This is a genomic window from Flavobacterium sp. P21, assembly GCF_050632225.1.
In the GTDB taxonomy this organism is placed as follows: domain Bacteria; phylum Bacteroidota; class Bacteroidia; order Flavobacteriales; family Flavobacteriaceae; genus Flavobacterium.
Window position 1 is genome coordinate 2,167,904 of record NZ_CP192585.1, and the last position, 12,990, is coordinate 2,180,893.

General features: G+C 35.1%; 11 protein-coding genes. 5 read left to right on the forward strand and 6 right to left on the reverse strand.

What is annotated here, in order from left to right:
- Window positions 1-28: 28 nt before the first annotated feature.
- A complete protein-coding gene (locus tag ACQ9BO_RS10750; RefSeq protein ID WP_431244695.1) occupies window positions 29-1,231 on the forward strand; it encodes a hypothetical protein in 1,203 nt (400 codons plus the stop codon).
- Window positions 1,232-1,369: 138 nt separating this feature from the next.
- Here the strand turns inward: ACQ9BO_RS10750 and ACQ9BO_RS10755 are convergent, their stop codons facing one another.
- Both ACQ9BO_RS10755 and ACQ9BO_RS10760 read right to left on the reverse strand, forming a co-directional pair.
- Window positions 1,370-2,344, reverse strand: a complete 975-nt coding sequence (locus tag ACQ9BO_RS10755) for an integrase core domain-containing protein (RefSeq protein ID WP_431241922.1) — start codon at window positions 2,342-2,344, stop codon at window positions 1,370-1,372.
- Window positions 2,345-2,507: 163 nt separating this feature from the next.
- The gene (locus ACQ9BO_RS10760; RefSeq protein ID WP_431244696.1) at window positions 2,508-2,822 is read right to left on the reverse strand and encodes a flagellar motor protein MotB; all 315 of its coding nucleotides are present in this window, start codon (window positions 2,820-2,822) and stop codon (window positions 2,508-2,510) included.
- A 323-nt stretch (window positions 2,823-3,145) separates the two neighbouring features.
- On the opposite strand from ACQ9BO_RS10760, the gene ACQ9BO_RS10765 reads away from it, so the two are divergent.
- On the forward strand, window positions 3,146-3,634 hold the full coding sequence (locus tag ACQ9BO_RS10765) for a hypothetical protein (protein WP_431244697.1): 489 nt from the start codon (window positions 3,146-3,148) through the stop codon (window positions 3,632-3,634).
- 56 nt (window positions 3,635-3,690) lie between these two features.
- Here ACQ9BO_RS10765 and ACQ9BO_RS10770 read toward each other — a convergent pair whose 3' ends face one another.
- The 4 genes from ACQ9BO_RS10770 to ACQ9BO_RS10785 all read right to left on the reverse strand — a co-directional run bounded on the left by ACQ9BO_RS10770 (window position 3,691) and on the right by ACQ9BO_RS10785 (window position 6,455).
- Window positions 3,691-4,077 (reverse strand): secretion protein, encoded by a 387-nt coding sequence (locus tag ACQ9BO_RS10770; RefSeq protein WP_431244698.1) that lies wholly within the window; start codon window positions 4,075-4,077, stop codon window positions 3,691-3,693.
- Window positions 4,078-4,450: 373 nt separating this feature from the next.
- On the reverse strand, window positions 4,451-4,855 hold the full coding sequence (locus tag ACQ9BO_RS10775; protein ID WP_431244699.1) for a DUF3244 domain-containing protein: 405 nt from the start codon (window positions 4,853-4,855) through the stop codon (window positions 4,451-4,453).
- 346 nt (window positions 4,856-5,201) lie between these two features.
- A complete protein-coding gene (locus tag ACQ9BO_RS10780) occupies window positions 5,202-5,603 on the reverse strand; it encodes a secretion protein (RefSeq protein WP_431244700.1) in 402 nt (133 codons plus the stop codon).
- A gap of 450 nt (window positions 5,604-6,053) precedes the next feature.
- The gene (locus ACQ9BO_RS10785; RefSeq protein WP_431244701.1) at window positions 6,054-6,455 is read right to left on the reverse strand and encodes a secretion protein; all 402 of its coding nucleotides are present in this window, start codon (window positions 6,453-6,455) and stop codon (window positions 6,054-6,056) included.
- A 450-nt stretch (window positions 6,456-6,905) separates the two neighbouring features.
- Here ACQ9BO_RS10785 and ACQ9BO_RS10790 point away from each other — a divergent pair, with 450 nt between their 5' ends.
- From ACQ9BO_RS10790 to ACQ9BO_RS10800, 3 genes are all read left to right on the forward strand, one after another.
- Window positions 6,906-7,778, forward strand: a complete 873-nt coding sequence (locus ACQ9BO_RS10790; RefSeq protein WP_431244702.1) for an AraC family transcriptional regulator — start codon at window positions 6,906-6,908, stop codon at window positions 7,776-7,778.
- Window positions 7,779-7,950: 172 nt separating this feature from the next.
- Window positions 7,951-8,811: an alpha/beta hydrolase gene (locus ACQ9BO_RS10795; protein WP_431244703.1), complete on the forward strand. Its 861-nt coding sequence runs from the start codon at window positions 7,951-7,953 to the stop codon at window positions 8,809-8,811.
- 532 nt (window positions 8,812-9,343) lie between these two features.
- Window positions 9,344-12,469, forward strand: a complete 3,126-nt coding sequence (locus ACQ9BO_RS10800) for a hypothetical protein (RefSeq protein ID WP_431244704.1) — start codon at window positions 9,344-9,346, stop codon at window positions 12,467-12,469.
- Window positions 12,470-12,990: the final 521 nt, after the last annotated feature.

The window sequence follows — 12,990 nt, forward strand, 5'->3', positions numbered from 1 at the left end:
AACGAAAGGTTTTTTTAATTTTAGTGTTATGAAAAACACTATCTATTATATTCTGTTTCTTTTTGTTATGGTTTTTGGATATAGCCAAGACAAGCAATTATTAAAAACGGGAATTATCATCGATTCCGTGAAAATTACAACTGCTCCAACAGAATCCTATGCCATATATCTCCCTAAAAAATACGATTCTAAAACCCCAATGGCATTGGTTTTTATTTTTGATCCAGCGGCAAGAGGCAAAAAAGGAATTGCGCCGTTTATTCTCGCCGCAGAAACGTATCATTATATTTTGGTTTGCTCCAATACTTTAAAAAATGGATTAGTCCAAAATAATATTGCCATTGCCAATAGATTATTTGATCAAGTATTGCAAACCTATGCGATTGATACTTCCCAACTTTATATATCAGGTTTTTCAGGAGGTGCAAGATTAGCAAGTCTTTTTGGGATATCTACAGGCGCTTTTCAAGGCGTTATTGCTTGTGGTGCTTCTTTTAATGCTATGGATAAGTTTATACCTCCGTCTAATAAATTTTCATACGTTGGTATGGTTGGAGATCGGGATATGAATTATCATGAAATGCTTGAAAATAAAGAATGGCTGGACAAAACTAAGATTGTAAATACGCTTTTTGTAACTCATGCTGGTCATTCTTGGCCTAAACAATCTGAAATGCTTCGTGCATTTGGCTGGTTAGAAATCGAGGCTTACAAAAAAAATATAAGGCCTAAGAACGACACTATTATCAAAAGAATTTACGAGATTAATACGCAAATAGGTGATAGTTTAAAAGCAAATAATGAACTCGTACTTTCGGTAAATGCCTATGAAAAAGGAATTACTTTTTTTAATACAAATGGAGATAATGCTTTAAGAGCCAAGATTGCCGAAATCAAAAAATCTGGAGCCTATAAAGATGAAATTGCAAAAATGGAGAAGATAAAATTTGAGGAAAATAAAATCCTAGATAAACTTTCACTTCGTTTTCAAGAGGAATTGAAAACGGCTAAGAGTAATACTGATTTGAAGTACTGGAAATCTGAAATTGAGGAATTGAATGAGATGAAGCTTGACAACAAAAATCTATTAGCACAAAATATGGCCATTAGGGTGTTAAACTGGTTTCAAATTATGGTTTATGAAACAGGACAAGAATTTAAAAGAAACCAACAAAATGACAAGTTTCTTTACTGTCAGGAATTGTATAAAATTATTACGGAAAAAAATTGAGCTCATTTAAAAAATTCCATAAAGTTTGTCATTTCGACCGAAGGGAGAAATCACACTAGTAATTCTACAAAGATTGGTGATTTGTATTGTCGAGCTTCGAGTGCGATTTCTCCCTTCGGTCGAAATTGTAAAAGTCACTTATTTCGGTAACGGATTTATCATTTCAATTGGCTTTTTTCCATCGATTCCCTGATGTGGTCTTTCGTGATTATAATAATATAAATATTGTAATAATTCTTCTTTTAGCTCTTCTTGAGAATCAAAATCCGTGTCTCTTAATAAATCGTCTTCCAGAGTTCTCCAAAACCGCTCTACTTTACCATTTGTCTGTGGACGGTAAGGTTTTGTATATCGGTGCACGATTCCTAATTCCATCAGCATTCTTTCAAATGGATGGTTATTTTTGACTTTGCTTGTTTTAGGTCCAAATTCAGCCCCATTATCAGATAATATCTCTTCAAATTTTATTTCATAATGACTGCTTAGGATGTTTAAGCATTTTAATGACGCAAACATCACTGTTAAACTGGTAATGTCTGGAACTAATTCTGCCCAGGCAATTCGGCTGTAATCATCAATTACACAGACTAAATAGAGTTTTTTATTTTCTCCACGAATTATGCTTTTACTTAAATAATGACAATCAATATGACCTAGCTGTCCCATTCTTTCCTTGATTATTTTCTGATGATTCTTTTTAATCTTCGGAGTTAATCTATTTATTTTATGCCTTTTTAAAATATTATAAACTCCAGAATATGATGGTGCATGTTTTCCTAATTTGGGATTTAAGATACTAACAATTTCATATTTGTTGTTTCCTTTTTCTCTTAATTCGATTACTTTTTGTTCTATAAAAGGCAAAGGACGTCGGGTTTTATATTTTGGACCTCGCTTTTGAGGCAATAGATCCTGAGATTTCCCACTCTGTTTATAGCGATTATAATACTTTAAGAAACTTTTTCTGCACGTGTCATTTGCTGTGTAAAAATCCATCGCCTTTTTATAAAGTGGATGAGTTTTGTTTTTCACCTGCTCATATTCTTTTATCAAGAAACGATATTTCTCTAAATAGTTCCTCTCTAATGTACAATCTTGACTATTATTTCTCATCGTAACAAAATTTATTAAATTTAAATTTTGTTACCGAAATATCTAACCTTTACAGAAATGACAATATGAAGGTTAATTTTCAATAAAAAAGAAAATATTAAAAATTGAAAAACCTCCCATTCCTGAGAGGTTTTTTTATGTTTTCTGAAAATCAGTTTAGTATCTAAACTTTCTTCTTGATTGTTCCTTTTGATTTTCGCTTCAATTTTTCAAGAATAGCATTTGCTTTTTCATCTTGGCAAATGAATCTTAGTGATTCTGCGTAGCGATAATAATATACCGGTTCTAAGTCAGAAGTCATGGCAAATAATTTATCATACCAATCGGTCGCTTTTTCCAGCTTGTCGTGTTGGTAAGAGGAATCTCCCAATTTCTGGAATAAATCTACAGATTTATAGCCTTTTGCGACGATTTTTTCGTAGGTTTTAATAACATCAACATAAGCGTATTTGTCGCTTACTTTGTCGGTTATATACACGGTTTCATTTTGAGGCAGTGACACGAAATGAAAAAACAATCAATAATACTAAAACAAGAAATTTTTGTTGCATAAGTATTAGTTTAAAAGATTGGTTTTGTTAGTCATTTTGTCTTCGATAATTTTAATCGTGTATTTTTAATTCGTTTTGCAAATATATCTAAATCAGTAATATAACGTGTAAATGGGCTGTTTTTTTCTCATTTGGTCGACTTTTTAAGACGAATGTGCGAAACTATTTACGATTGTTTTTTATAACGTTTTTACAATGAAATAATTTTAGTGAGGGCAATTTTATTTTTGAAAATTTAAAATCTAACTTTATGATTATTAAATTGGCGAGCATCATGACAGTTCGGCAATATTTGGATAAAATAAATAATTGGAATGGAGAAGAAAGCGAAATAAAAGATTTTGGTTTAACCGAATTAGAAAATCTCATTTCAAAAAATGCTTTGAATAGAAGCGAAAACTATTTTACTCTCCAAGCTCTTTTTCAAAAATCATCTGAAGAAACTACACTAAATATTGAAACGGCAAACCTAATTTCAAAACAAGTTGGTTTATTATTCCTAAATGAAAAAGAAGTCGAAAATGTTTGTTTTGCAAGTAGTACAGAATTGCGAACAGAATTTAGACAAAGTTTTCGAATACTAGATTTGCTCGATTTCATTTATGCAATTCTACATTCATCGATTTATGAAAACGGCGTTGAATATGTGAATCAAAAAATTCCATTTCTGGATGATGGCGATGTGTTTTGGAAAATAGCTCAAATAGGAAATGATATTCGGAAGAAGGAAATTCAATAAATAAAAAAGCGACTCCTGGAACGAGTCGCTTTTGCTTTTGTTGGGGACAAAAAGGGTTAGCGACGGAAAGATGGACTTTGGTTCACTGTTTCATCTAACTTTACAGCCTTCACTTTTTTGGCTACAACTTTAATTTCGTGTTTTGCAGTTTTACCATTTTCAGTTACTTCTAAAACATAAGTTCCGGCTGGATGACCTTCTAAGCTTATTGTTTTCGAAACTTCTAATTTGTTTGCGACAGATTCTCCTGTGTAAACTAAATTATGGTTTTCATCATAAATTGAAAAAGAAGAATTTTCAACAGTGTCAAGAGTAAAGCTTACTACTTTTCCGTTTCCAGTAACTATATTCAAAATATAATCACCTTTTCCTTCATTTGCGTAGGTAAAAATTGCTGATAGGAACAAGGCCGCAATCAAGCCCATTTTGGCAAATTTTGTCATGTTTTTTTTAATTGTTTTTTTTAAGATTAATACTAAAATAGTGGCGCGTAAAACTACAAAAGAAATTTAATTTTCTGCAAAAAAAAGCCGTTTTCAAACGCTTAAGTTGTTGAATTAAAGATGTTTCAATAATTTTCTTACAGTATGTACGAAATTTTTAAAGTATTGGATGTTTTTTTGTCGATTTTTTTAAAAGTGTAAAAGTCAGACTTTTAAAATTATTAGGAATTGTTTTCCAAAAAAGAAAAACAAAAGAAAAACAGTTCAGTTTAGAGCAAAAAAAACAGCTCAATAACCACAAAGAGCTGTTTGTAAAACAATCACGTTTTTACTAACTATCTAACCTTATACTTTTATGAGAAGTATAACTTTTTTAGCGTACTGCTACGCTAGTATTTTTAGCAGAACCTGCTTTATAAACTGTAGAAACTGCTTTTTTTGATAAAACAGATGTTTCATCAGAAACTGTAATTTCGTGTCTTACCTTTTTTGTACTGTCTTCAACTTCTAGATAGTAAGTTCCTTCTGGAAACTGTTCTAAGCTAAAAGTTCTTAGGATTCCGTCTTTACCTGAAGCACTTTCAGAATAAATCAATTCTCCATTTTTGTCGTAAATAGCTACATTAGCTTTTTTTACCTGATTTAGAGCAAAAGTGATCACTTTTCCATTTCCTTTCAAAACGTGAACATTCAAAAGGTCGTTTCCGTCAATTGCAAAAGCATTGCTTGTTGCGAAAAGTACTGCACATACTAAACTTAATTTTAAAATCTTTTTCATAATCTTAGTTATTAAATTAATAGTTCTAATTCTCTGATGTAAAATTACTTCAACAAGGGGTAATTGAGTACAACTCTATTTGCCAATTTCTATGCTATATTCTCATTTACGAAACCGTTATAGGTTAAAATTTGAATTATATTTATCGTTTTTGCAAAAACAGCTATTATTTTTCAATGTTTTAGTTAATCTTAAAATAACAATTTCTTAAGAATTAACTGAAAGAAAGTCAGTTACTTCAAAATAGCATAAAACAAAAAAAACAGCTCCATTACCACAAAGAGCTGTTCTTGTTTGTTATATTTTTATTACCAATTTTTTATACCTAATTATATAGGTGTAATTTTTAGCGTACCGCTACGCTAGACTCTTTATTAAATCCTGATTTGTAAACAGAAGAAACTGCTTTTCTTGATAAAACTGAAGCATCACTAGTAATGGTGATTTCATGTCTCACTTTTTTTACATTGTCTTCTACTTCTAAATAATAAGTTCCAACTGGAAATTCTTCTAAGTTAAAAGTTCTCAAAATTCCTTCTTTACCCGAAGCATATTCAGAATAAAGCAGTGTTCCATCTTTATCATAAATTGCAACATTTGCTTTTTTCACTTGATTAAGTGCAAACGTGATCAATTTACCATTTGTTTTTAATACATGAAGATTAAAATCTTCATTCCCGCCAATTGCAAAAGCGCTAAATCCTGTGAAAAGCACTGCACCTACTAAACTTAATTTTAAATTTTTCATAGCATTAGTTTTTTTAGATTAATAGTTCTAATTCTCTGATGCTAAATTACTTATGTTATAATGATTTTCTCACAACTCTATTTTCCAATTTCTATGCTGTATTCTCATTTACGAAACCGTTATAGGTTAAATTTTGAATTTAATTTAATGATTTTGTTAATTTGGTAATTATTTTTTAAATTTTTGATGATTTTGGCTTTGCGTTGAATTGATGATTTGTTTACATGACGAATTAATTTTATCACAAAGATTCACAAAGAAAGAAACGCAAAGATTCGCAAAGGTTTAAAAAACTTAGCGAATCTCTGCGATAGACTTTGTGAATCTCTGTGGTATAAATGCAAAAAAAACAGCTCAATAACCACAAAGAGCTGTTTCTAAAACCTTTCGGTTTTTAAACTTTACTAACTATCTAACCTCATTTTTATACTGTATGCGAGTATAAATCTTTTAGCGTACTGCTACGCTAGTATTTTTTGCGACATTTTTGTAAACCGCTGAAACTGCTTTTGATGATAAAACTGTAGCATCATCAGAAACTGTAATTTCGTGTCTTACTTTTTTAGTGCTGTCTTCAACTTCTAAATAATAAGTTCCAGCTGGAAATTCTTCTAAGCTGAAAGTTCTTAAGATACCATCTTTTCCAGATGCATTTTCAGAATACAATAAAGATCCGTCTTTATCATATATAGATAAGTATGCTTTTTTAGTTTGGTTTAAAGCAAACGTAATAAGCTTTCCATTTCCTTTTAATACGTGAAGACCAAATTCTGCATCTCCATCAATTGCATAAGTATTTAATCCTGATAATAATACTGCAACTACTAAACTTAATTTTAATATCTTTTTCATAATTCTTTATGTTTAAATTTTTAGTTCATTTCTCTGATGTAAAATTACTGCAGGAGTTGCTTTTTGAACACAACTCTATTTTCCAATTTATATGCTATATTTTCATTTACGAAACCGATATAGGTTAAAATTTGAATTATTATAGGTGTTTTTGTTAATTCGGTTACTTTTTTCTAACGTTTTGGTGAAATTGAGATATGTTAAAAAGTTCTGGTTTTCTTACAGAAATTATGTATTTCTATAAAAAAGCGGTTTTAAATATGATATTCAGAAAAAATCACGGATAAAAAAATGAGCCTTCAAAAAAAATGCTGTTTTGGTATAAAAACAGTATTATGGTTTTGTGTGATTTCATGAATAATTCGCAGTTACGAAACCGTTATAGGTTAAAATTTAAATTATTTTAGGTGTTTTTGTTAAATTTGCTATTATTTTTTAAAGATATATATCATGAAAACAGTCGCCCCAGCTCTTGAAGTGATATCAAACTCATACGGAAGTTCTTTTACCTACACCAAACATGCCGAAAAGACCAACAGTAAAGCCCATTTGTGGCATTATCATCCAGAAATTGAGTTGGTTTATATTAATGGAGGTGCGGGAAAAAGGCAAATAGGAAGCCATGTTTCTTATTATACAAACGGAGATTTGATATTAATAGGTGCCAATTTGCCACATTGCGGTTTTACAAATGAACAAACGGGAAATAAAAAAGAAACTGTTATTCACATCAAACCGGAATTTTTAGCAAATGATTTTTTTGTCGCTCCTGAAATGAAGAGAGTGCAAAATATTATCAATCAGTCAAAAACTGGAATTGCTTTTAATGGCGAAACCAAAAAACAGATAGGCAAAAAAATCGAAATGATGGAGCATCAGCTTCCTTTTGAGCGCTTATTGACACTTTTGAGTATTTTAGATGAGTTGGAATCATCAGATGAATATACGGTTTTAAATGCTGACGGATTTTCGTTAGAATTGCAAAATCAGGACAATGACCGAATGAATTTGATTTTTAATTATGTAAAAGATCATTTTCAAGAATCAATTGCTATTGATGAAGTTTCGAATCTGGTTAGTATGACGACGCCTTCATTTTGTCGTTATTTCAAAAAGATTTCGAATAAAACATTTACTGAATTTGTAAACGAATACCGTTTGGTGCATGCTTCTAAGCTTTTGGCGGAAAAACAAATCAGTATTAATGAAGTTTGTTACGAAAGCGGGTTTAATAATTTCAGCCATTTCAGCAAATCGTTCAAACAATATACAGGTAAAAGCGCATCGCAATACCGTTTAGAGCATAAGACTATAATTAGTTAGAATTTTTATATTGCTGGTTAAATAATTTTTAGCCACGAATTCACGAATTTAATTAACATAAATTCGTGAATTCGTGGCTACTTTTTTAGCTCAAAAGCTAGTCGGATTTTTCATATAATTTATTTTGAAAAAGGTATATTTACATTCCCTAATCAGAAAAAAATATATTAAAATGAAGAAATTTAAAATGTCGCTGTCTTTATTTTTGCTTTGTTTGACTACCATGACATATGCGGCAAAAGTAGACACTTTACAAGTTGCCAGTGCCGCTATGGGGAAAACCTACAAAGTCGCGGTAGTTTTACCTAATACTTATGCAAAAAGCAAATCGGCTTTTCCGGTAATGTATCTTTTACATGGCGCTTACGGACACTTTAGTGACTGGCTTAAAAATACGCCAAACAAAAAATTAGTTCAAACTTTATCCGATCAATACAATATGATTATTGTAATGCCTGAAGGTGAGGTTTTCAGTTTTTATTTGGATAGTCCAGTTAACAAAGAAAGCCAGTTTGAAACTTTTATAACACAGGAAGTCATTCAAAAAGTAGATAAAACATACAGAACTATTAGCAATAAAAGCGGAAGAGTAATTACCGGACTTTCAATGGGAGGCCACGGCGCTTTATATCTTTCAGCAAAACACCCTGATTTATTTTGCGCCGCAGGAAGCATGAGCGGTGCCGTAGATATGAGTACAATGTTGAATCGTGATTCTGCCGCTCAAGTGGTAAAATTGATGCGACCTGTTTTTGGCGATAAAAGCGGCAGTACTGAAATGTATGAGCAGTACGCTGTTATGAATATGCTTGACAAAATAAAAGCAAACAAACTGCCGTTGATTATAGATTGTGGTGTTGATGATTTCTTGATTGAACCAAACAGAGAATTGCACCGAAGATTAGTTTACAACAAAGTTGAGCACGATTATACAGAACGCCCTGGCGCACATACTTGGGAGTATTGGGAAAATTCACTGCCATATCACGTGCTGTTTTTCAATAAAATCTTGCTTAAAACTAAAACGAAGTAATTGCGAAATTAATGTTTTTTAATTGGAATATGTTTTTATTGCGTTAGTTTGATGTTGCGTTTTTAATAAATTGATAAAAAACAGGTCTTTATTTTTTGTTTTTAAAAATAAAGACCTGTTTTTTATGTTTTGTTTAAATTGCTGAGTGATACTTTTCTTACGTGTACTATTCCGTTCATCGATTATTTTTGAATGATATCGATTTTACTTCTTTTTAATTGAGAGCATTTGTGTTATTAACTAATTTTAACAAATGTTTATCCCCCTGATCGTAAAAGTCAGATTTATTTCTGAGGGTCAAGTCTTTTTATAAGAGTTTTTTAGATTTTGTACTTCATCACTTTTGAAGATGGTTTATTATTTACATGTAATTGCCAAATCTGCAAACTATCTGTTTTTTCGCTAATGTAATGGTATTCTAAATACTATTATTATGAAAAAAACTATCCTTTATCACATGAAGATTATACATGAATTTTGTAAAATCTTTCGTTGTTCTCTTATTAATTTGGTTTTTCCAAATTTTAGTTTGGTGAAAGTTGTTGTGCACAAGAAGTATCATTATTACTTGATGGTATTTTTTATGCTATTTGCTTTTCATCCCTATTCGTATTCACAAGCTATATCTGGAGCGACTGTACAAGCTAATTTTGGTATTGATGCAGATGTTTACGCAAACAAAGAACAATTTTTAGTTCCCCCTACGGTTTCAGGTATTTATGATGACTGGTTTTTCAGTTCGGCTTTTGCCAATGGAACGGGTCAAAATATTATCGATCAGACCAATGCGGCGGGACTGAAAACATCAATCCAGGCTAATAATAATTTTACATTCGAAAAAAGAATGTCGAAACCCAAAAACACCATGGTTGGTAATTATTTGTGGATTGATGCTGTTTATGGACGTGATGGAAATTCAACACAAAGTAACAACGACTCTAATATTTTTTCTGGAAATTCTAACAAGAATGGTGATAATCCAACTACTTGGGCTTTAGGCTCAGGGAGTATTCCTCAAAAGGATGATATTGTTGATGTGTACGGCTATTTAAGAAGGGATTTATCTCCGGTCGCATTAGCAATTAATCCTAATGGAATTTTATGGGGATATGGAGGAGCATCTAAAATTTCTTCTGATGGGAATTCACATTTTGATTTTGAATTTTTTAGAACAGAAGTTAGCTTTAACGGTAGCGCATTAGTCGGTACAGGAAGTCAAGCAGGACATACAGCATGGACTTTTGATGCTACTGGAAAAATACTTGTTCCCGGTGATGTACTTGTTGCCATCGATTTTGAAAATGGTGGTACAAAACCGCTGGGTAGTGTAAGAGTTTGGATGTCTAGCGTTGATATCGCTAGTTTTAACTCAAAACCTGATAGACCATTTGATCTTACTGGTGTTTTTGACCAAGGCAATGGCGCGCCGCCTTACGGATATGCTGAAATAAAAGCAAAAGGAGGAGGTATACTTACAAATGTTTTTGCAGTTGTTAATGTAACGGTCGCTACATTAGGACCACCATGGGGAACTTTAGAAGGTTCGCAAGCCTCTTTTCAAGATAATTATCAGGCTTTGCAGTTTACAGAGTTCGGACTTAATTTGACAGCGTTAGGACTTGATAGCCGAAATGTTAATCAAGCGCCTTGTTCAAATTTATTAGGTAGTTTGATCGTAAAAACAAGATCTTCATCTTCATTTACTGCAGAATTAAAAGATTTTTCAGGACCTTATTTATTTGGAAATATTACGGATGTAGCCGTAGTAGGGAATGTTAGTAATACATTGACTTGTACTAATCCAACAGCTACTTTAACCGCAACACCAACTCCAGCAAATGCTACTATAAAATGGTACGGACCTTCACCTGATGGTATAGCCGATGGACCATTTATACCAGGAAATGCACCGGTTGTATCTGTTAAGGGAATTTATACGGTATATGCTTATACAAATTTGGAAGGCTGTTTTGCTAAAAAAACGGTCACTGTTCTTGAAAATAAAGAACTGCCAAATGTTAATGCAGGAGGGGATAAAGCCTTAACTTGTTTGATAACGTCAATAAAATTGTCGGGTTCGTCAAGTACTCCTAATGCTACTTATTTATGGAGTACATTGGACGGAAACATTGTTTCAGGTGGTACAACTCTCACACCAACAATTGATAAGGCAGGAACATATACCCTGACAGTTACCGATCCTGTAAATGGATGTAAAAAGGCAGATGATGTAGTTGTAACAAACACTCCGCCAACACCTATTGATATAACTTGTCCTGAAGATAATATAAAAAGTTCCTGTTTTTATGCCGATCAAGCCGCAGTTAATGCCGCTTTTGAGACATTTAAGCAAGGCTTTACAGCTTCAGGAGGTAACGGGACCTTAACAATTACTGGGCTAGAGAATTTGACTCCTCCAGCTCTATGCGGAGGAACTGTAACCGTAAACTACAATGTTACCGATTCTTGCGGATTGCAGAAATCATGTTCTGCAACTTTCACCATCACAGCTCCATCAGCCGTAACGCCAGAAGCTCCGACAGCAGTGAACGCTTCCGCATGCGCGTATGCCGACCAGGCCGCATTGGATGCCGCTTTCGAGACCTTCAAAGCGGGCTTTAAAGTGAGCGGCGGATGCGATGCAAAAGGCGAGATCCAAGGCAGTCCGGTTGCTCCGAAACTATGTGATGGAGGAACAGTGACAGTGACCTATAAAGTTACCGACAAATGCTATGAGCAAACCATCAGCCGAGACTTCACCATCACAGCTCCATCAGCCGTAACCCCTGAAGCTCCGACAGCAGTCAATGCCTCAGCTTGTGCTTATGCCGACCAGGCCGCACTGGATGCTGCTTTCGAGACCTTCAAAGCAGGCTTTAAGGTGAGCGGCGGATGTGATCCGAAAGGAGAGATCCAAGGCAGTCCTGTAGCGCCAAAATTATGCGATGGCGGAACAGTGACAGTGACCTATAAGGTGACCGACAAATGCTATGAGCAAACCATCAGCCGAGACTTCACCATCACAGCTCCATCAGCCGTAACCCCTGAAGCTCCGACAGCAGTCAATGCCTCAGCTTGTGCTTATGCCGACCAGGTCGCATTGGATGCCGCTTTCGAGACCTTCAAAGCGGGCTTTAAAGTGAGCGGAGGATGCGATGCAAAAGGCGAGATCCAAGGCAGTCCGGTTGCACCAAAATTGTGCGATGGAGGAACAGTGACAGTGACCTATAAAGTTACCGACAAATGCTATGAGCAAACCATCAGCCGAGACTTTACCATCACAGCTCCAGCGGCCGTAACCCCTGAAGCTCCGACGGCAGTGAATGCCTCAGCCTGTGTGTATGCCGACCAGGCCGCACTGGATGCCGCATTTGAGACCTTCAAAGCGGGCTTTAAGGTGAGCGGCGGATGCGATGCGAAAGGAGAGATCCAAGGCAGTCCGGTTGCGCCAAAATTGTGCGATGGCGGAACAGTGACAGTGACCTATAAAGTTACCGACAAATGCTATGAGCAAACCATCAGCCGAGACTTCACCATCACAGCTCCAGCGGCCGTAACCCCTGAAGCTCCGACAGCGGTGAACGCTTCCGCATGCGCGTATGCCGACCAGGCCGCGCTGGATGCGCTTTCGAGACCTTCAAAGCGGGCTTTAAGGTGAGCGGCGGATGCAATGCGAAAGGAGAGATCCAAGGCAGTCCGATGGCTCCGAAACTATGCGACGGCGGAACCGTGACAGTGACCTATAAAGTTACCGACAAATGCTATGAGCAAACCATCAGCCGAGACTTCACGATCACAGCTCCAGCGGCCGTAACCCCTGAAGCTCCGACAGCAGTGAATGCCTCAGCCTGCGCGTATGCCGACCAGGCCGCATTGGATGCTGCTTTCGAGACCTTCAAAGCAGGCTTTAAGGTGAGCGCATGGATGCGATGCGAAAGGAGAGATCCAAGGAAGTCCGATGGCTCCGAAACTATGCGACGGCGGAACCGTGACAGTGACCTATAAAGTGACCGACAAATGCTACACTGCTACCATCAGCCGAGATTTCACCATCACAGCTCCATCAGCCGTAACCCCTGAAGCTCCGACAGCAGTCAATGCCTCAGCTTGTGCGTATGCCGACCAGGCCGCACTGGATGCCGCTTTCGAGACCTTCAAAGCGGGCTTTAAGGTGAGCGC